Consider the following 20,160-nt stretch of genomic DNA (forward strand, 5'->3'; position numbering starts at 1 on the left):
CACCTGGTTTCGGCTCGACGAACACGACCCATTCACGTTCACCGGCTTTCTGAAATACCCGCACTCGAAGTCGGAACGGCCACCCGCGCCTTGACTCTGCGTTGGTACGGCGCGCGACCTCCTCGCTTGTCTGGCTCGACGAGCCGATAGCCGAGCTGGCGGCACGTCTGGATCAGCGGCTTGTCGAAGGGCCGATCTACTACCTCGCGCAAGTTGTAGATCTGGGATCGCACATTGGTGCCCAGTAGCCGCCCGCGATTGCCTCCCCACAAGCACAGTTCGAGTTCGCTATAGGTCACGATCGCCGGAGCCGCTTCCATCAGTATTCGCAGCAGCTTGAACTCCGTTGGAGTCAGTTCGAGTCGCCGCCCGGCGCGACGCGCCATCTGCGAGGGGACGTCCAGCACCAAGTCGCCGACGGCGAGGCCGCCGTGGTGCTTGCAGTAACGCCGGCGTGTGAGGGCGCTCAGGCGTGCATGAATCTCGGCGAAGGCTACGGGCCGCGCCATGTAGTCGTCCGCACCGGCCTCGAAGGCCGCTAATGTGCTGTCAATCGAACACTCATCACCCACCAGCAAAATGGCAGGATATTTGGATCGCAACTGCCGCAGTTTTCGGCAGGCTGTCAGCGCATCCAGGCGATTACGATGCGACAGGATGATGGCATCGAAGTCGTAGGCCTTGGCTAGGTGCCACCCGAGCGTACCCAGGGCTGCATAGTCGGCGCAGTGTCCACGCGCCTCCAGATAATCGCCCAACTGCATTGCCACACTGGGTTCGGATTCGACAATCAGGATGTGCATCGGATCGCCGAGCTCGTTTGTTCACACAGCAGGGCCTTGCACGGGCCCACACCTGAAACCTCTGCACCACCTCGCCTGTACGGTGAAGCTGACCGCTGCACTCTCACTGCTCGATCTCTTGTTTGGCCGATGAAGCAGAGTTGCACAATGCGCGTGCTATCCCAGCCTCTTTCTCCGAACAACAGGTTGCGGCTGAGCGAACACCGACTGCCATTGCATGGGCTGTCTACTTGGTGAAGTAGCCCGCGAATCGCCAGCGCCCGTCTTCGTCCCGTCGAAGCGATACGACTTCGACCAGCGCCTGGTTGTTCTGGAAAGTAGTCACAAACTCCATGGTTGCGTAGAAGCCCGGAGGAGCGCCTTGATCTTTTTGCGTAACCAGCTGCCTGCGCACCGCCATCCAGACATGGCTTGCCGGTGCACCCAGAGCCTTGCGACTTTGAGCGACCTTGGTGACGAAATCTGCGCGTCCTACAGCTTGCTTGGTGACCTGCGAGGCGCCATCCCAGAGCATTCCGGCCTGTTGGCTGTCGATCATGCCCAGCACCTGCAATCCCCATTTCGCCATCTCACCGGGATCGGTATCGCGCTGCGTCGCCTGAGGCTGGGTCGATGCCGATTGCATCGGCGCCATCGCCATCGGGGCCGCAGCGGCTGACCCGTACCAGCACGCAGCGAACAGCGCTGCGCACAGCATGTGCATCTTCTTCATCATTCATCCCCATCGCCGAAGGCGCTCCATCGCAGTCGGCAAACGATCAGTCGCGAGCGCATCCCTGCGCTCGCTCACTTCACGGATTACTTCTCGGCCCAGCCGGTGATTTCGACTCGGCGGTTGGGCTGCAGGCAGGCCACCAGAGCTTCCCGCGGCAGGGCGCCGTCGCAGGCCTTGACCGGTTCGGACTCACCATGGCCTTCGGCCGCGATAGAGCCGGACACGCCCTGCGCGATCAGATAGTTCCGCACGGTTTGCGCGCGGCGCTGGGACAGGACCTGGTTGGAGGCCTCATCGCCGATCAGGTCGGTATGGCCAACTACCACTACGCTCTGAATGGATGCGGAGCGAAGCTGCTGCGCTACGGCTTCCAACTCCGCACGTCCATCCGGCAGCATGTCGTTCAAGCCCGAACGTCCGAATGCAAACAGCGCGTCGCCCGACAGATTGAAGCGTTGCGATGGTTGCGGCTGTGCTCCTGCCGCCGGCTGCTGGTTCACCAGGTCGGCGCAGTCCGCAGGCCGCCAATGGAAGCTCTGACCCAAACCGTCCTTGTCGAAGAGGACCTTGTATTGGCACTTCATCCAACCATTGCCCTTCGGCAGATTGAACAGGTAGTCCCATTCGCGAACGTGCCAGTAGCCTTCCCGATAATGCGGCACACCGACCAGGACGTAGAGGTCGTCCTTTTCGATACCGGGCCCGATATTGCGCAAGGCCTCGAGCGTGGGGCGTGTGCCCTGGCGCGGATAGGCCTTGTCGATGTCCGGAAAGACGAGTTCGTCAGCGCCTCGACCGTCGGAGGCGACGTCGCGACTGATGTGACGAGTACAACCGGCCATGGCAAGCACGCTTGCGGCCAGGATCAAAGAAGTTCGAATAGTCATGTGGCTCACCTGATTGAAATAGCGACCCGCCTGCGCACGAGCCGACCGGGGCGGCACCCCACTGTTTTGCGCCGCCCCGGCAGCTCGCTTCCAGCAAACCGGTCTATCCCTTACCACTGGATGCCCGCGCCGACGGAGAAACCCCAGTCGCGCGTGGTATTGCCAGAGGCTTGCGCTTTGTAGACCCAGCGGCCGTTCTCGGTGGTGCCGGACAGGCCGATCGCCATGCCGGCCTCGCCCTGGTAGCTACCGAAAGCTACGCTCGCCATGCTCTTGCCTGGCAAATACGCCTGCGTCAGGCCCGCCATGGCCATGGCCGATGCCGTGGCGCCGCGATAACCGCGATCCAGAGCCCAGATATCGTTCTGCACGCCCAGGATCCGCTGGTCGGTATAGGCCTTGGACTGATCGATGGCGTAATTCACGCCACTGCGCAGCTGCGACACATTGACCGCATCGGTGTCCTGCACGCCGGCAGCGACGCCGGTCATGGTGCGGCCGCCGATGTTGACTTCACCGGTCGACGAGCTGTTGCCCACATAAGCGGCGTTGTAGTTGCTCTGCGCGCCACGCGTGGTCTGTGAGCCTGCACCCAGTGCCACGCTGTTGGCATGCGAGGCGGTAGATCCCTGACCCAACGCAGTGCTGTTGGTGGCCGAAGCCGTCGCGCCAGTGCCCACGGCGGTGCTGTTGTTGCCCGTCGCCTTGGCCTGATTGCCGACTGCAAGCGCGTTGTTGCCGCTGGCCACCGCACCGTTACCACCCGCGGAGGAATTGGTGCCTGTCGGCGTCGGCTTGACGATCGGCGCCTCCTGGCTGACCTGGAACATGCCGTCGGAGCCCTCCTGCAGGTGGGTGATATTCACCACCTGGTCCTCGACGTTGGTGACACGCTGATCCAGGTTGGTGACGTCGCCCGCAACATTTGTCACCTGAGTGTTGAGCTTGTCGATCGCCTGATTCGTCGCGTTCAACTGCGAACCATTGACCGCATCCGTGCTGGTAGCGCTCACCCGACCCGCAGCCACGTTGGTGATCGTGCGCTCGGCGCCTGTGGCGCCCACGCTGACCGTACCCACCGGCGCGGTGCCGGCATAGGTATAGGTGGTGCCGGCGATTACACCGCTCGTAGTCGCGACGACCGGAGCGGTCGCGCTACCCGAACCCAGCGCCACGCTCTTGGGATCGGTAGCGACTGCACCGTCACCAATGGCCACGCTTTGCGCGCCACTGGATTGAGCGTTCGTGCCGACCGCCACGCTGTTGGTACCGGTTGCGCCGTTGTTGGTGTAATTACCCTGCTGCACTCCATTGTCGTTGACGCTGTAGTAGTGCGTTGCACTGGCGGCCACGGTCTGGGTCAGCTGACTCACATTGACCGCGTCGGTGGGGGCCACGCCGGCGGCGACATTGTGGATGGTCGTGGGCGCACCGCCCGCATTCATGGTGACACTGGTGTAGGTCACCTCACCCGGATCGACCACACCGTCGCCATCGGTATCGGTCCAGTCGTACTTGACGGCCCGGTCGTCCAAGCCCTGCACCGTGGTGGCGACGGACTTCAGCTGCGCCACGTTGACGGCATCGCTGTCCAGCGTGCCAGCCGCTACGTTCTGGATCTGGCGGGTGGCGTCGATGTTGCCCACCGAGACCGGTGCCAGCGTGCCCTTCGTCGTGGCCGCGATGGCGTTCGCTTGCGCGGTGCCTGCGCCCGTCGGGACATAGCCCACGCCGTTGGCAGTGCTGTCCGCGACCGATTCGCTGCCGAGGGCTACGCCGTTGGCGGCCGAGGCCGAGGAGAACACACCCAGCGCTGTGGAAAAGTCACCGGATGCCGAGGAGGAAAACCCCATGGCCAAGGCACTGTTTCCTGTAGCCGAGGCGTAGCCGCCAATCGCAGCACCGCTATTCGTGACGACACTGTTTGCGCCGATGGCGGTACCAAAGTCTCCGCCAGTAGCGCTGGCTCCAGCGCCGATCGCGACTAGATGATCTTCGAAACCACCGACACCCGCAACGGCACTCGTACCGATCGCAACGTTGTCCTGGTAGCCAGCGCTGGATGCATTGGAGCCAATGGCCACCGAGCCAAGCGAACTGGCACTCGCGCCGGCACCCGCAGCCAACGCATTGACACCCGTGGCGCCATCGTTGTTGTAATTGGCTTGCTGTACCCCACCGTCATTGACGCTGTAGTAGTGCGTTGCACTGGCGGCCACGGTCTGGGTCAGCTGACTCACATTGACCGCGTCGGTGGGCGCCACGCCAGCGGCGACGTTGTGGATGGTCGTGGGCGCACCACCTGGATTCATGCTGACACTGGTGTAGTTCACCTCACCCGGATCGACCACACCGTCGCCATTCGTATCGGTCCAGTCGTACTTGACGGCCCGCTCATCGGTCGCGGCGATGGCCTGGTTGGCGGCGTACAGCTGCGAGCCGTTGATTGCATCGGTGCTGGTCGCGCTGACGTTGCCAGCGGCCACATTGATGACCTGCCGCTCAGCGCCGACCGCACCCACACTTACGACGCCGTTGGTCGCGGAGCCTTGGCCAGCAAAGGTATACGTAGTCCCGGCAATGGTCGCATCGGTTTCGGTCGTGGCGGCACGGTCGGTGGAGCCATTGCCCAGGACCACGCTGTTGCCCTGCGTGACCGAGACGCCGTTACCCACGACGAAGCTGTTGTCCCGGGCGATCGAGTTGTTGTTGCCCAGCGCGTAGCTGCCGCTGCCGGTAACCGAGTTGGGGTCGCCGATGGCGCCGCTGCCGACGCCAGAAACGTAATTGCCCGTGCCGATGCTGATGGACTGGGCCCCCAGGGCCACAGCCCCGTTGCCGATGGCGACCGAATCGGCACCCGACGCGTCCGTAGTCAGGCCCATGGCGATCGACGCAGCGCCCGAGGCAGACGACGACCGGCCAAGGGCGATCGCTTCTGTCGTTGCCTTCGACCCGTCGCCAATGCTTATCGTGTACGAAGCGCCGGTTACACCGCTGGCAGAGGCGCCGATGGCGATGTTGCTGTTTCCCGTGGCCTGCGCGTTTCTGCCGATGGCAATGGAATTCGTGCCGCTGGCTTGAGATCCGCGCATTATCGCCAGCGCGTAGGTGCCAGAAGCATTGGCGAGGCTGCCCAGTGCGGTCGAGCCAGCGCCACTAGCTGTGGCCGTAGAGCCAACGGCTGTGGCGATATTGTTGGTGGCCCAACTGTGGGAGCCAACCGCGGTGCTCCAGCCATTTACGGCATGGGCGTCGTAACCTAGCGCCACCGCGTCTGTGCCGGCCTCCGACGAGGTTCCGAATATGGTGGCTTGTGCGCCGAGAGCCCTGCTGTTGTAGCCCAACGCGGTTGCATAGTTGTAAGGCGTCGAAGCAAGTGTACCGATGGCGATTGAGTTGGTACCTGTGGCACTGGCACCATTGCCGCAGGCCACTTCGTCCCCTGATGTGAGGTCGGTCGTGCCCATGGGCAGACCGGTGACAGGGTCGACACACACGGAGTCTGCCGCCCATGCACTCATCGGCGCGGCAAGCGCGCTAGCCAGTGCAAGCGTCAAAGGCAAGGCCCGTCGAATGCGTCGTCCGCCCTTGGCACGCCCTTTAGCCAGTTCCGACGCGACTACTATCTGCCCCAAGGCAGGGTCCCACACCAGCGTGTATACCTTGTTCATTGAATTGTCCTTCTGACCTTTCATCACCGCATCGCGGCGACGTCGCTCCGTTGGAAATCCGGCGACCCCCTGTCTCCGGCCCTAAGTAGACTCGACACGCATCCTCTCGATGCTTCGTCATAGTCGAGGCGCAGTGTGAGAGCGGCCTGTTGTCGACAACACACGAAAAATCGCAATCGTTTGTTGGCTTTTTCGCAACAGACCCAGCATCTCCACTTTTGATGCTGTCGCGCTGCGGAAACAGGCACTTCCCAAACAGCGACCGCCTGCTCGCTAACGCAAACGATCCACGGAAACCGTCTCGCCCCCTTCAGCCCCGATGCTTCGTGCTCGTAGGCCTTCCGTATCGACAGGCTAGTCAGAAGTTTTGATCAGCAAAATTGGGAAAAGTCTTAGCAAAAGTGCGCCAGCACTCCTAACAACCCAACGGCTTGTTGCGCGCAGTGAAACGATGGAACTAGCGTGGAGACCTGGTACTTCGCACAGGCCCGGCCTCGCTTCGAGGACACAGACCGCGGCTTGACCGCAAGATGCGGCCACCAAGGTCATGAGGCGACAAGACGCCCCGAGAGCGCCGCGGACACGACCATGCGGCTTCAACGCGCATTGAGCGTGACCGAAAAAGGGAGCCCGACATGCCATCTCGATCGAAGAGAGACATGGCGGGCATCCAAAACCACTAGGGGAGGCGCAGCAGCAAGGTGCTTCGCCAGTGCGATTACGTGGTCAGCCCCCACATCACACCGGCAATGAGCGCGAGACCCATGAGCCAACGCTCCAAAAGCTCCAACCGATCGATAACTCGGCACTTCTTGGCGTTCATGTCGCACCGCTGCTGCTGCGGGGCTATAGGACACCTTTCCCGGCTCGAAGAGAATTGGGAATAGTCTTAAGAAAAATCCTAGATGGACGAGAGGACATCCTCAGCCGGCGATGTCACGATCCTCAGGCGCCAATGCGCAATCTTCGGCCAGGCCCTGTACACGTCTAACTTCTTGCTGGGCCATATCCACCAGTCGAATGAACGACACATCGTCGGAATGTGCGAATGCTGCGCGCTCGACCTGTTCCAGCGCACGGCCGGCCTCGTTCTGCCCCAACTGGAAGCAGGCGGACTTAAGCTTGTGCGCCAATTCACCTGCTCTCTTGCGATCTCCGCCGCGCACGGCGTTCTCCAGAGCGAGCAAATCCGTGTTGGTCGTGCGGACAAACAGATCGAGCAGGCGCCTGAGTGTCGGTGCGTCTCCGTGGAACAGGTCCAGCAACGAAGAGAACGGCGCCGAATCGGCGTGCGCCGCGAACTGCCGCCCCGCCGTCGCACCATCATTTGCGGCCACGACTGGCACAGCAGACGCGCTCTCAACGGCCGGCATGTTTGCTCCGGCAGTGCCGGCCAACAGTTCGAATAGTTTGTTCCTGAGCATTTCGATCGTCACCGGCTTGGTCAGCAACCCATCCATGCCTAACGCCATGCCTCGTTCGCGATCGGCGACCAGGACACTGGCGGTCAGCAGCAGGATCTTCAGTCGCGGGGCACCTGTGTCCTCCTCTTGTTTGCGGATGCGCTCGGCCAGGCGATATCCGTCCAGGCGCGGCATCTGGCCGTCGGTAATGAGCAGCGGGTAACGGCCGGGATGCAGTCGCAGCTTCTGCCAGGCTTCCTCGCCGTCTTCTGCGGTATCGCAGGCGTAACCCAGCTGAGCCAATTGCCGCATCAGGACTTCGCGATTGATCGGATTGTCTTCTGCCACCAGGATGGGCTGGCTGTGCCCGGCGCACACTGGCCCGTGTGGCGCTGAGGCTTCTGGTGACCGCTGTGGTAGCACCGGTTGACCTGCAATCGCGAAAGGAGCAGGAACCCCTCTCGCGAGTTCGAAACCACGCATCAGTGCCGAACGCGTCAACGGATTTCCGCCGATCCGCACGATCCCTGCCGACACTGGCGTCGTATCGGCATCGCCATCTATGACGACTATAGGCAACGCTGGCGCGGAAGGTGCATCACGCAGCGCCGCAATATGCGCATTGGCCGGTTCCCGCTTACCTATCAGCACAGCATCGACTGAAGGGCGTCCGGGATCCTGCAAACGCGCTATCGCCGCCTCCGCAGTCGTTGCGAATTCGACCTGCGCGCCAAGCCAGCACAAAGGCGCTTCGACGAATCGACCCGCGTCGTGATCGCGTGCAATGACCAGAACCCGCATACCGTGCAGCGGTTTTGGCTCGGCGCTTTCGGCGACGGCAGAGGGGGCCGGGATGATGACGCTGAGGCGTGTACCCACGCCTACCCGGCTCTCGCATTCGACCCGGCCGCCCATGGCTTCGGCCAGGCTTTTCACGATGCTCAAGCCCAGGCCGGTGCCGCCGAAACGACGCGTGGTTCCCGCGGATGCTTGCTGGAAAGGTTGGAACAACCGCTGCACGCCTTCCGCTTCCATGCCGATGCCGGTGTCGGCGACGGTCAATCGCAGGCGCTCAGGCGCGTCCATCGACAGGATGACTTCGACGCCACCGTGCTCGGTGAACTTGATGGCGTTGCCGATCAGGTTGGCGAGGATCTGACGCATACGAACCCAATCGCCCATCACGTACGCGGGGACCTCTGGTGCGACATGGATATCCAAATCGATCTGCTGCTTGCGCGCCTGTGCGCTTAGGGCCGAGGCAGCGATCTCGACGAGATCGCGCGTGGACAGTTTTGCGCACTCCAATTCGAGCTTGCCTGCGTCGATCTTCGATAGATCCAGGAAGTCGTTGATGATCGAAAGCAGAACCGAAGTCGATTCCTTGCAGGTATCCAATAACCGGCGCTGGTCCACCCCCAGTCGTGTGTGATCCAGCAGGTCGATCGTGCCCACAACGCCATTCAACGGCGTTCGGATCTCATGGCTCATCACCGCCAGGAATTCGCCCCGCTGTCGCAGTTCGCGATAACTGCGCTCCTGCGAGATGTCGTGGATCATCCCGATGAAGACTTCCTGCACGTCGTGCTTATGCGGGCGCTCGATGAATTGGCCGCGCAAACGGAACCAGATCCACTGCTCATCATGGCCACGACGCCGGAACTCGATGTCGAGTTCCCTTTCGCGACGTTGCCGCAGCGCTTCAAAGCTGCGCTCGACGGTTTCGATTTCATCAGGATGCACCAGGGCCAGATAGTCGCCGATGCCGGTCACTTTGGCGCGCGTGGCGCCGGCGGAATCGGATTCGCCCGCCTGGCTGATCTGGCCACTGTGGAAGTCGATCTCGATCATGGCCGCGCCGGACGCGGACATAGCCAGACGCAGGCGCTCGTCGCGTTCGCGCAGGCTGCGCAGATATTCATTGCGGTGACGACGCTTGGCGGCATACGAGCGGACCAGCCACGCGATCCACGCCGCCGCAAGCACGATGTAAGCCAAATACGCCCACCACGTGCGCCAGAGCGGCGGTGCGACTGCCACAGCCAGTGCCAGGCCCGGGACCCATTGCCCGCGACCATCGCGCTGCCGCACCTGCAACTGATAGTCGCCGGGCGGCAGGCGGTGATAGGCGATCGAAAGATTTTCGGGCATGTCCCGCCATTGATCTTCCAGACCGATCAGGCGATACGAAAGCCGCCGTGGCTCGCCGAAACCCGCAAGCCGGAAAGCGATGCGCCCATCGTTGTAATGGGCCTTGATCGTCTTGAGCTGTTCCCCGAGATGATTGATGAACGTGGTATCGCCCGCTTCGTAACTGCTGATGACAACGGGCACCGGGTCAGCAAGACGCAGCTTGTCCGGTTCGAGGCGCCACAGGCCTCGCGATGTGCCGAAGTACAGCGCACCGTCCGCAGCCAGCACGGCACCGCCTTTCCTTATCGTGTCGTCCGGAATGCCATCGGCGAAGGTGTAACCCTGGAAGCGGTCGAGCTTCGGTTGCCAGCGCGCGATGCCACGATCGGTCCCCAACCAAAGTTCGCCGGAGGCATCGCGCAGTATCACCTCGACGGTCTGGTCCGGCAGTCCTTCGGCGATGCCATAGCGCCGGAAGCGGATGCGGCCGTCACGCTCGACAAGACGATTCAAGCCGGCGCGCGTGCCAATCCACAAGCGGCCGGCGCTATCGCGGTACAGATGCTGGACATGATCGTCGGACAGGCTTTGCAGGTCATCGGGGTCGTAGCGGAACCGCTCCGTTTGGCCTGTCTCCGGCCAATAGCGAATCAGGCCATTCTCCGAGCCCAGCCACAGCGATCCGTTCGCCCCCGCTGCGATGCTGGTCAAGACGCCTTCGGCACCCACGCCAACGCGGCGCATGCGTTGCGCGCCAGGGGACAGCAAAGCAAGCCCCTCGGTGTGCGTGATCACCCATAGTCTTCGTTGCTCATCCAGCAGCGCCGCCGTCGTATAAACCGCCGGCTCCGTTTCGAGCGGAATCCGTTGCGGCGACCCTTGCCGCGGCCAATGCACGAGCCCCATTCCGCCGCCGATCCAGACCCCGCCTTCGCCATCGTCCAGCAGCCCGCTGATCGTATTGGCGACCCCCGGAGCCGAGGCGGACAGCAGACCGGCGACATCGGCAGGTACGGACTGCCACTGCCCGGTACCTGGATCGAATGTCCTCAGCGCCTCGCCGCATAGCGATACCAACAAGGAGTGCGGCGGGCTTGCGTCAATTGCACAAACCGAAGCGGAAGGGCTGCCGGGAAGCCCGATCCGCTTGATTCCACTTTCCCGCAGCCGCAGGCGATTCACTCCGCCGCGCGTTCCGATCCACAGGTCGTTGTTGCGATCCAGCGCCAGCGACCAGATCAAGTCATAGCGCAGACTTTGCGAATCGACGTCGCGATGGTGATAGATCGACAGCTCGCCACGTCGGGGATCGAGCCGATACAAGCCGCCGTTGATATCGATGTTGCTGGCCAACCACAGCACGCCCTGACGATCGATCACGATGTCGGTGGCGCGCAGCATCGGTACCGGCGTGGCGATCCGCTGCAAGGAGGCATTGGCCGTCTCCCATCGCCACAGTTGCGTGCCTGCGGCCAGCCACAGCCCGCCCCTGTCGTAGGCCAGCGCAGTGATGGTGTCACGGCCGGGAAGACTCAAAACCTTTCGAGGGGAGCGCTGTGGAACGTCCAGGTTCACCGCCATCACCTCGCCCTCAGCAGCGACGAACAAGGTCTGTGGCGTGAACGCATAGGCGGCCACCAGATTGCTGCGCCGGATCACCGCGGTCGCAATCCGTTTCGCCGGATCGAAACGCAACAGGCCCAGGTCCGTCTGCATCCACAGCGCGTCATGGACATCGCTGCCCATCCAGGACAGCGAGACCGGCGATTGACCGTCGGCGGTGCGTATCGGAACTCGCTCGAGCCGGCCGGTCGCCCGATCCAGGCGTTGCAGCACGCCGTCCTCGTTGCCGATCCACAGGGCAGCGGAAGTGTCCGCAAGCAGCAGCGCAATGCGGCTGGCCAGCGAAGCGCGGTCGTTCGGGTCGCGATCGATGGTGTAGAAACTCTGGCCATCGAAACGGTGCAGGCCGTTGTTGCCGCCGACCCAGACGAACCCATATCGATCCGGGAGGACCTTCAGCGCACGGCCGCTGCCAAGTCCCTTGTAGCGATCGAACAGATCGAAAGACGGCTCCCCGATGTCGCGACTCAGGCGAATGGGGGGAATCGGCGTTGCCTCCGGCGGCGCAGATGCTGGAGCGGCCTGCGCCCACCACCCCGGCAGGAGCAGCGCCGTCAGAAGCGCACAGATGACCCGGCGCCACATGGCCTCTACCGGTCCGGACATGCCCCCGCCTCGGCGTCGCCTCGGTGCCCCCACTATAGACAAAGTGCGGTGGCCTGGCGGTTACGAACACCCCGCGAAAGGGGGGGACGCGCAATCGTGCCTGCGGAAACCGAAAGCGCCAGCGGACGTCGCTTCGACTACGACGTCCGCTCCCAGGCTAATGCGACGTCGCCGCCATCGGCTCGTCTTCGAAAGCGACCGAGGCCTGCGCATTGCGCGCGCGCCACGACGAGGCGGTTTCTCCGTGCCAGGCCTTGAACTGGCGCGCGAAGCTGCACGGATCATGGAAGCCGCAGGCTTCCGCCAGTTCAGTGATCGACAACTGGCTGTTCTGCAGCAGCTCGCGAGCGCGCTGCATACGCAGGCGCATCGACGCCTTCTGCAGCGTCTCGTGATAGACGGCATGGAAGGTCTTCGAGAGCCACCAGCTGGAGAAGCGGGTGAGTTCCATCAGATCTTCGATGCGCAGCATCCGCTGCGGATTACCTTCCAGATACAGCCGCGCCTTCTGGATGCGCGAGAAGATTCGCGCCTTGCGATGGAATGAGCGGCCCGGGCAGCGCTCGATCATCGCCGCCAGCGGATCCTGCGCCGACTGCCAATGCTTGAGCAGTGGTTTCAACGCGCGCATCACGGCGGCGACGCCCGCCTCTTCCGGCAGCGCGCGACACTGGCGCCACAGGCGCAGGGCGATGCGACGGTCGTGAAGCGCGGCGGTACCGCGGCCGACGAGCAGGCCACGGTCGGTCGAATCCAGGGCGCCGTGCATCATGTCCGCAGTCAGCATCAAACCCAGGGTCAGTCCCTGCCCGCCCGACTGCACTTCCGGCATCGAGCCACGCTCGAGGGCGATCCAGTCACCCGCCCGCAGGACGAAGCTGCCTTCGGCCGCCGATACCTGGGCAGACCCGCGCAACTGCAGCCAGAACGAGAACATCGTTGCGGGGACCCGGCTCCGATCCGAGCGGGCCACGGTCACCAGGCGCATCGGCAGGGCGTTGAGGCCGGCCGTATGGGGGGAGGACGCATACGGGAAAGGCGCATGGCGCGAGGAGGCCTGAGCGTCGTGCGCGGTCACAAAGGTGTCGGGCATGGCGGGGTGCTCCTGAAAAATTCGAACTGGACGAATCCGAAGGGACGAATCGAACCTGACGATCGCTGGCGATACGCATGGCAGGGACTGGCGATCTTTGTTGTAACGCCACATCTGCTTGGATGCGCGAGGTATTCGTCCAGTTGCCCGGAAGGGCCGACCAGCAGCGAAAAAATCGACGAAACCGCCTTTTGCGGCGACGAAATGGCCGGCGACTGCGGCTGGCTCGGCCGCTCGGCGGCGAGGCTGCTTCGCCCGGACCGTCCAATGCGCGGCGATGCGCCGCAAGGCCTTCCGGGACGAGCTTGCATCCGGCCGCCGTGACGAGTACACCACAGCGCCGACACCCTCTCTGCGGCCGGACAGAAAAGGCGTAATGACCAGCTTCCACACAAACCGCCTCCAGTCCCTCCCCGGCTTGCGGCGCCTCGACCCGCTGGATCGCACCGTGCTGGCACTGACGCTGGCGGTCTGGGCGATGCATTACGCCATGCGCACGTTCCTGAGCCTGATGCCCGGCGACACCTGGATCGAACCCGGCAGCCTGGTCGCGCGCACCGTCGCCAGTTCGATAGGTGTCGCGCTGTGCCTGGCGATCCATGTGGCGTTGAAGAAGGCGAACAGCGACCGTCCCTGGCGCCTGCTCGGCTATACGCTGCTGTTGAGCTTGCCGGCGGCGCTGCTGCTCACCTGGGTGGGCGAGTACGTCTTCCGCTATTTCACCGACTACTACGCGATGTACCCCGATCGCTGGATGTCGGGCATGGAACTGGGCGAGACCTACAAGGCCTACCAGTGGAATTTCTTCGCCTGGTGCGCGTTGTACGCCGCCGCGCGCAACAACGCCGAAACGCGCCGCCGCGACCAGCAGCTGGCGGCCGCCACCAACGCCGCGCAGCAGGCACAGCTGCTGGCGCTGCGCCTGCAGGTCAATCCGCACTTCCTGTTCAATACGCTCAACACCCTGGCGGGACTGATCGTCCTCGGCCGCAACAGCGAATCGGAAAAAATGGTGCTGAGCCTCTCCCGCTTCCTGCGTTACACGCTGGCCAAGACGCCTTCGCAACTCACCACGCTAGCTGACGAGGTCGGCATGCTGCGGCAGTACCTGGAGATCGAAGCCGCCCGCTTTTCCGACCGGCTCAAGGTGACTTGGGACGTTCCGCCGTCGGTCATGCAGGCCATGGTGCCGAGCCTGATCCTGCTGCCGCTGGTGGAAAACGCCCTGAAATACGGCCTGGGCGGCTCGGACCGCCCGGTGGAAATCGCGATCGGCGCGCGCCTGGAAGGCGAGCAACTGGTGCTGAGCGTCGAAGACGACGGCGGCAGCGCGCACGGCAGCGGCGGCAGCGGCCTGGGCATCGGCCTGTCCAATGCGCGCCAGCGGCTGACCGCGCTGTACGGCGACGACGCGCGGCTGGACAGCGCGCCGCTCGAACATGGCTGGCGCAGTGTCATCCGCATTCCGTGGCAGGAAGACCTGGCGCTGGAACCCGCCGCGTGATCCGCATCCTGCTTGCCGACGACGAGCCGATCGCACTCGACCGCCTCGAGTTGGCCGTGGCCGGCATTCCGGACGCGCAGCTCGTGGCCAAGGCGCGCAACGGCAAGGAAGCGCTGACCTTCATCCGCGAACTCAAGCCGGACATCGCGGTACTCGACATCCAGATGCCGGTGAAGGACGGCTTCGCCGCCATCGCCGAGCTCAAGCCCGGCGAGCACCTGCCGGAGATCATCTTCGTCACCGCCTATCAGGAACACGCCGTGCGCGCGTTCGAAGTGCACGCGGTGGACTACCTGCTCAAGCCGGTGTCGTTCGAGCGCTTCCGCGAAGCGGTGCGCCTGGCGCGCGCGCGACTGGAAGCACGTGCCGCCGAAGTACGCTTCGCCGAACTGCAACAACTCATCGCCAGCCTGCGCGATTCCGGCACACCGGAAAATGGCGTGGTCTATGAGCGCGAATTCTGGGTACGCACCCGCGACGGCATCGTGCGCATCGCCGCCGAGAACATCGAGGCGATCACCGCCGAGGGCGATTACGTGTTGCTGCACGTCGGCGGCAAGTCGCACCTGCTGAAGGAAACCATCAGTTCGCTGGCGTCGCGGCTGGACCCGGCCGTGCATGTACGCGTGCACCGCTCGACGATCGTGAACCTCCGCCAGGTCGCCAGCCTGCGCCGGCGCGGGCCCAAGGGGCTGTCGCTGACCCTGGCCTCGGGCGGCGATTTCGCCATCGGGCCGAACTACGTGGACGCGGTGCTGAAGCTCGTGAACGCGCGCCGCTGGCGCTGAGAACGCCGCCGGCGCCGCTTTTCACGGGCAGGCGCGCGGACCGGGCCCGTATAATCGGCGGTCTATGCACGCCGATCCCGCCCCGCGCCCCGCTGCGCCACTTCCCGATCTCGCCACCATCCAGGCCCTGGCCCGCGACGACATGGCCGCGGTCGATGCACTGATCCGCAACCGCCTCGCCTCCGATGTGGTGCTGATCAATCAGGTGGCCGAATACATCATCGGTGCCGGCGGCAAGCGCCTGCGGCCCATGCTCCTGCTATTGGCGGCCGGCGCACTCGGCCACCGCGGCCCGGACGCACACCAGCTCGCGGCCGTGATCGAATTCATCCACACCGCCACCCTGCTGCACGACGACGTGGTGGACGAATCCGACCTGCGCCGCGGCCGCAAGACCGCGAACGCGGTGTGGGGCAACGCCGCCAGCGTGCTCGTCGGCGATTTCCTGTATTCGCGCAGCTTCCAGCTGATGGTCGAACTGGACCGCATCGAGGTCATGCGCATCCTCGCCGACACCACCAACCGCATCGCCGAAGGCGAAGTGCTGCAGCTGCTGCACGTGCGCAATCCGGATACGGACGAAGCCGCCTACCTGCGCGTGATCGAGCGCAAGACCGCCGTGCTGTTCGCCGCCGCGACGCGGCTGGGCGCGCTGCTCTCCGGCGCGGATGCGGCGACCTGCGATGCCTTGCACGACTACGGCATGAACCTGGGCTACGCCTTCCAGATCGCCGACGACGTGCTCGACTACGCCTCCGATGCGGAGACCCTGGGCAAGAACCTCGGCGACGACCTGGCCGAAGGCAAGGCCACGCTGCCACTGATCCACGCCATGCTGCACAGCGACGCCGCCACGCGCGGGCGCCTGCGTCATGCCGTCGAACACGGCGACACCGCTGCCTTGCCGGACGTGCTGCAGGCGATCCACGCCACGGGCGGCCTGGAGTACAGCCGTCGTCGCGCGTTCGAATACGCCGATGCAGCCGAACGTGCGCTCGACGGCCTCGCCGACAACGCCTACACCGCTGCCCTGCGCGGCCTGGCGCGCTACTCGGTCAGCCGCGAGTACTGATCACAGATCAAGAGCAACTCGCTCCGCTCGCCCCCTCATCCGCCCTTTTGGGCACCTTCTCCCCGCAAGCGGGGAGAAGGAAACGACTTCCCTCTCCCCGCGTGCGGGGAGAGGGTGGCGAAGCCGGGTGAGGGGCAGCCGGAGCCGGCCCGCGTCAAATGCGGCTCCTCTTCGAGTGCCTACGACTGCCGGCCATTACCTCGCCGCGAATTTCTCCGCGAAGAAATCGTCCATCATGTGGAATGCGCGCGTCGCCGAGCGCTCGTTGTAGCGGCAATTGCCGTCCGCTTCTTCGGGCTCGGTGAAGCAATGGACCGTGCCGCCGAAATCGACGAACTGCCAGTCGGCCTTGGCATCGTTCATCTGCTTGACGAAGTTGCTGCGATCCTCGGCCGAGACGTTGGCATCATCGGCGCCGTTGAGCACCAGCACACCGGCCTTGATGCCTTCCGGCCCCGTCTTCGCCGAGGCTTTCAGGTTGCCGTGGAAGCTCACCACACCGGCCACATCCGCGCCACTGCGCGCCAGATCGAGCACCGCGCCGCCGCCGAAGCAGAAGCCGATCGCCCCGATCTTCGCCGTATCCAACGGCACCTTTTCCTGCTGTTTCAGGATCTCCACCGCCTTGGCAACGCGTGCGGCCAGGCCTTCGGGCGCGGCGTAGGCGGACTGCAGCGCCTTCATCGCTTCCTGATGATCCTTCGGATTGACGCCTTTGCCGTAGACGTCCGCGAGCAGGATCACGTACTTGCTGCCGGCGATCCGCTTGGCCTTCTCCACGGCGCCGGCATTGACGCCCATCCAGTTGGGCACCATCACCAGGCCGGGAAGTTTCTGCTTCGCCGCATCGTCATAGACGACGGAACCGGCGAAGGCCTGCTTGCCGATCTTCCATTCCACCGGCCTGGCTTGCATCGCGGCGAGCGCTGGCATGGCGGACAACAACAGCACGGCTGCGGCAACGAGACGACGCATGGCTTTCCTCCTGGACGTTCGGACGAGCATGGACGGCGACCGTTGCCGCCACGTGAAGCCGCAATGGTGCCATCTCGACTCAGTACGACCATGGCGATCGCTGGCCCATTGCACGATGCTATGCGATGCCCAGCCCCGGAATCGCGCTGATGCTCTCTGGATCGAAGCCGGCGAGCTCGGCGAAATGGCGCCCCCGGGCGACATAGTCGCGATACGCGCCGAAGCTGGGCGCGCCCGGCGAAAGCAGCACGACCCCGTCGCCGGCCAGCGCCTCTTGCGCCTGATGCATGGCATCGGCGAGATCGCGGGCCGCACTCAGCAGAAAGCCACGCGCTTCGGCGACAGACTTCAGCAGGTCGTGAATGCGCGGGCCGTTCTGGCCCATCGTGATGATCGCCAGCGGAGCGGAGTTGCGCATCGCCGCCGCGAACTCCTCCCACGGCAGTCCGCGATCGTGGCCACCGACGAGGATCGCGACGCGGCGGCCGCGGAATACCTCCAGGGCGGCCAGACTCGCGTGCGGCGTGGTGCTGATGGAATCGTTGACGTAGGTCAGGCCGTCGCGCACACCGACGGTCTGCAGACGGTTGGGCAGCGGGCGGAAGCTCGCGGCGTGCGGCGCCAGTTCCACCGCATCGATGCCCAGCGCCTCGATGGCGGTCAACACCGCGCATAGGTTGCCGCGGTTGTGCCGGCCCGGCAGCGGCAACGGCAGCGTATCCATCACGAAGCGGTCGCCACGATACAGCGCGTCGTCGCGCAGGTGCCAGCCATCTTCAGTCCCGAACCAACGGATCTCGCTATCGGGCAGGTTGAGCGCCGACAGAATCGGATCGTTGGCGTTGAGCACCGCAATGCGCGGCTTCGCCTCACTCAGCAGGCGCAGCTTGTCGGCAACGTAACGCTCGTGCGAACCGTGCCAGTCCAAATGCTCGGGAAAGATGTTGAGTGCGACCGCGACTTCGGGCCGTACACCGCTCGCGGCGACGTCGCCGGTCTGGTAGCTCGACAGCTCGATCGCCCAGTATTCGGGCGCGGGTTGCGGATCGAGCACCTCCAACAGCGGCAGGCCGATGTTGCCGACAAGCGCCGTCGTATGCCCGCCCGCGCGCAGCAGGTGCGCGAGCAGCGAAGTGGTGGTGCTCTTGCCCTTGGTGCCGGTCACGCAGACGACGTGGTTGGCGCGACCGGCGGCATCGGCGTGCGCGCCGAACCACAACGCCGTGCCACCGATGAAGCGCGTGCCCTGCTCCGCCGCCGCTACAGCTTCGCGCTGGTACGGGCTGATGCCGGGCGACTTCACGACCACATCGAACGCAGCCAACCTGGCCGCATCCGCGCTGGTTTCCACCGTCAGCAACGCATCGTCGGACGCCTGCGCGTCCGTGGCTTCGCTGGCATTGCAGAACAGCGTCAGCGGCAGCTTCGGCAGCCGTGCGCGGATGGCGCGATAGGCGGCGCGACCCTCGCGCCCCCAGCCCCAGAGCGCGACCTTGCGGCCGTCGAGCTTGGCTATATCAAGCGGCGAATTGCGCACGCACGCGTTTCCACAAATCGGCTGGGATGCGATGTTCTTCATCGATCACCAGCAGGGGTTCGACGCGCAATTCCCCCGCGTCCAACTGCGGCTGGATCTCGCGCGCGAAGCGCTCCACCAACGCATCCTCGCGCCATTCCGGCCGGCTGCTGAGCGCTGCCATCGCGGCACGCGACTCGCGGCCCTCGCCCACGCATTCGAACGGCTTGTGGTCCTGGAATTCGAGCAGCGCATCGTAGCCGCCGGTCTGCGCAGGATCGTCAAGCAGATTGCGACCGAGGATGCCGACCAGCCGCGGCTTCGGCATGAACGGCGCCAGCGCGAGAAACACGAAGTGGCACTTCGGGCACACGCCGCACCAGCGGTTGGCTGGACGTTCGCCGAGGATGTGGAAGTTGCGGTTGCAACTGGAGAAATGCGCGTCGTAGTGATCGGTCTTGGCGAACTGACGGGCAACGGCGAGTTCGCTGAGCGGACGCAGCAGCGAGTAGTAGTGCAGATCGGCCGCGATCTCGCGCTGCACGTAGTCGCCGAAGGCCGATTCGAACGCCCAGCCCTTCGACCACTGGTGATTCACCTCGCCCGTGCCCTCGATCAGGCTGCCGTAGCTGGCCGAGCGCTCGTTGGAGAACACGACCTGATCCACGCCCAGCAGCACGGCGGCGAAGACCATGATCGCCGAGTTCACTGCGGTCACCGGGATGTGGCCGTTCCAGGCGCCTTCGCGATTGAAGTCGAACAACTGCGGCGCCAGCGCGCGGCCAAGGTTGAGCGTGGGCAGCCCGGTACGTTCGGCGCAGGCGCGGATCAGCTGTGAACCACCGATCCAGGTGACCGTCTGTTCGATGCCCGCGCTGCGCAGGGCCTCGATGCTGACCAGCGAATCCTTGCCGCCGCCGATGGCGACCAGCGCGTGTTCGCGCAAACCCAGCGCGGAAGCCGCAGGGCGATTCGTCGCCGTGTGCGGGAAGCGGATCTTGCCGTGCAGGTTCAGACCGTTGCGATAGGCGAACTCGCCCAGACCGTTGAGGTACAAAGACTCCAGCATCGCCGCCGTGTCGGCGTCGATCGCATACGATTCGATGCGGATCTCTTCCGGCACCGCCGCCTTGTAATAGCTCACGCCGGCGAACAGATGCAGCAGCTGCAAGGCGCGCTCTGCGGCGGCGGCACGTTCTTCCGTCAGCGCGAAGGGCGCGCCGGGCACGGTTACGGTTTCGATCAGCTCCGGGCCGTCATCGAAGGCGTACACCAGCTGCGCGACACCCGTCGCCGCATCGAACGTGCAACGGACGAAGCGGAAGGCTTTGATCGCGTCGCGTTGGAATTTCCAGTCACTCATTTCAT

Annotated in this window: 12 protein-coding genes; 3 read left to right on the plus strand and 9 right to left on the minus strand. The window is 64.4% G+C overall.

Annotated features, from left to right (window positions below):
- Positions 1-38: 38 nt before the first annotated feature.
- From ACYVJ8_RS15645 to ACYVJ8_RS15670, 6 genes are all read right to left on the minus strand, one after another.
- Positions 39-803: a response regulator transcription factor gene (locus ACYVJ8_RS15645; protein ID WP_460714083.1), complete on the minus strand. Its 765-nt coding sequence runs from the start codon at positions 801-803 to the stop codon at positions 39-41.
- 226 nt (positions 804-1,029) lie between these two features.
- Positions 1,030-1,515, minus strand: a complete 486-nt coding sequence (locus tag ACYVJ8_RS15650; protein WP_460714085.1) for a DUF4019 domain-containing protein — start codon at positions 1,513-1,515, stop codon at positions 1,030-1,032.
- An 86-nt stretch (positions 1,516-1,601) separates the two neighbouring features.
- Positions 1,602-2,405, minus strand: a complete 804-nt coding sequence (locus tag ACYVJ8_RS15655; RefSeq protein WP_460714422.1) for an OmpA family protein — start codon at positions 2,403-2,405, stop codon at positions 1,602-1,604.
- Positions 2,406-2,515: 110 nt separating this feature from the next.
- Positions 2,516-6,079, minus strand: coding sequence for a YadA-like family protein (locus ACYVJ8_RS15660; protein WP_460714087.1), 3,564 nt, complete (start codon positions 6,077-6,079; stop codon positions 2,516-2,518).
- A gap of 923 nt (positions 6,080-7,002) precedes the next feature.
- Positions 7,003-11,844 (minus strand): ATP-binding protein, encoded by a 4,842-nt coding sequence (locus ACYVJ8_RS15665; RefSeq protein ID WP_460714089.1) that lies wholly within the window; start codon positions 11,842-11,844, stop codon positions 7,003-7,005.
- Between the two features lie 157 nt (positions 11,845-12,001).
- On the minus strand, positions 12,002-12,937 hold the full coding sequence (locus tag ACYVJ8_RS15670; protein ID WP_460714091.1) for a helix-turn-helix transcriptional regulator: 936 nt from the start codon (positions 12,935-12,937) through the stop codon (positions 12,002-12,004).
- 376 nt (positions 12,938-13,313) lie between these two features.
- Between ACYVJ8_RS15670 and ACYVJ8_RS15675 the strand changes: the two genes are divergently transcribed.
- The 3 genes from ACYVJ8_RS15675 to ACYVJ8_RS15685 all read left to right on the plus strand — a co-directional run bounded on the left by ACYVJ8_RS15675 (position 13,314) and on the right by ACYVJ8_RS15685 (position 16,301).
- Positions 13,314-14,441, plus strand: a complete 1,128-nt coding sequence (locus tag ACYVJ8_RS15675) for a sensor histidine kinase (RefSeq protein WP_460714093.1) — start codon at positions 13,314-13,316, stop codon at positions 14,439-14,441.
- The gene (locus tag ACYVJ8_RS15680; RefSeq protein WP_460714095.1) at positions 14,438-15,229 is read left to right on the plus strand and encodes a LytR/AlgR family response regulator transcription factor; all 792 of its coding nucleotides are present in this window, start codon (positions 14,438-14,440) and stop codon (positions 15,227-15,229) included. Before ACYVJ8_RS15675 ends, ACYVJ8_RS15680 begins: the two co-directional genes overlap by 4 nt.
- A gap of 64 nt (positions 15,230-15,293) precedes the next feature.
- A complete protein-coding gene (locus tag ACYVJ8_RS15685; RefSeq protein WP_460714097.1) occupies positions 15,294-16,301 on the plus strand; it encodes a polyprenyl synthetase family protein in 1,008 nt (335 codons plus the stop codon).
- 195 nt (positions 16,302-16,496) lie between these two features.
- Here ACYVJ8_RS15685 and ACYVJ8_RS15690 read toward each other — a convergent pair whose 3' ends face one another.
- The 3 genes from ACYVJ8_RS15690 to murL form a co-directional block, all read right to left on the minus strand.
- Positions 16,497-17,276, minus strand: coding sequence for a dienelactone hydrolase family protein (locus tag ACYVJ8_RS15690; protein WP_460714099.1), 780 nt, complete (start codon positions 17,274-17,276; stop codon positions 16,497-16,499).
- A gap of 118 nt (positions 17,277-17,394) precedes the next feature.
- A complete protein-coding gene (gene murD / locus ACYVJ8_RS15695; RefSeq protein WP_460714101.1) occupies positions 17,395-18,855 on the minus strand; it encodes a UDP-N-acetylmuramoyl-L-alanine--D-glutamate ligase in 1,461 nt (486 codons plus the stop codon).
- A complete protein-coding gene (gene murL / locus ACYVJ8_RS15700; protein ID WP_460714103.1) occupies positions 18,794-20,155 on the minus strand; it encodes a UDP-N-acetyl-alpha-D-muramoyl-L-alanyl-L-glutamate epimerase in 1,362 nt (453 codons plus the stop codon). The genes murD and murL overlap by 62 nt, the downstream gene beginning before the upstream one ends.
- Positions 20,156-20,160 lie beyond the last annotated feature (5 nt).

The sequence above is a fragment of the Lysobacter terrae genome, from assembly GCF_054782215.1.

Bases quoted from the DNA above. Each gene is read 5' to 3' on its own strand.
- ACYVJ8_RS15645 (WP_460714083.1), bottom strand. From the start codon at position 803: ATGCACATCCTGATTGTCGAATCCGAACCCAGTGTGGCAATGCAGTTG.
- ACYVJ8_RS15650 (WP_460714085.1), bottom strand. From the start codon at position 1,515: ATGAAGAAGATGCACATGCTGTGCGCAGCGCTGTTCGCTGCGTGCTGG.
- ACYVJ8_RS15655 (WP_460714422.1), bottom strand. From the start codon at position 2,405: ATGACTATTCGAACTTCTTTGATCCTGGCCGCAAGCGTGCTTGCCATG.
- ACYVJ8_RS15660 (WP_460714087.1), bottom strand. From the start codon at position 6,079: ATGAACAAGGTATACACGCTGGTGTGGGACCCTGCCTTGGGGCAGATA.
- ACYVJ8_RS15665 (WP_460714089.1), bottom strand. From the start codon at position 11,844: ATGTCCGGACCGGTAGAGGCCATGTGGCGCCGGGTCATCTGTGCGCTT.
- ACYVJ8_RS15670 (WP_460714091.1), bottom strand. From the start codon at position 12,937: ATGCCCGACACCTTTGTGACCGCGCACGACGCTCAGGCCTCCTCGCGC.
- ACYVJ8_RS15675 (WP_460714093.1), top strand. From the start codon at position 13,314: ATGACCAGCTTCCACACAAACCGCCTCCAGTCCCTCCCCGGCTTGCGG.
- ACYVJ8_RS15685 (WP_460714097.1), top strand. From the start codon at position 15,294: ATGCACGCCGATCCCGCCCCGCGCCCCGCTGCGCCACTTCCCGATCTC.
- ACYVJ8_RS15690 (WP_460714099.1), bottom strand. From the start codon at position 17,276: ATGCGTCGTCTCGTTGCCGCAGCCGTGCTGTTGTTGTCCGCCATGCCA.
- murD (WP_460714101.1), bottom strand. From the start codon at position 18,855: ATGAAGAACATCGCATCCCAGCCGATTTGTGGAAACGCGTGCGTGCGC.
- murL (WP_460714103.1), bottom strand. From the start codon at position 20,155: ATGAGTGACTGGAAATTCCAACGCGACGCGATCAAAGCCTTCCGCTTC.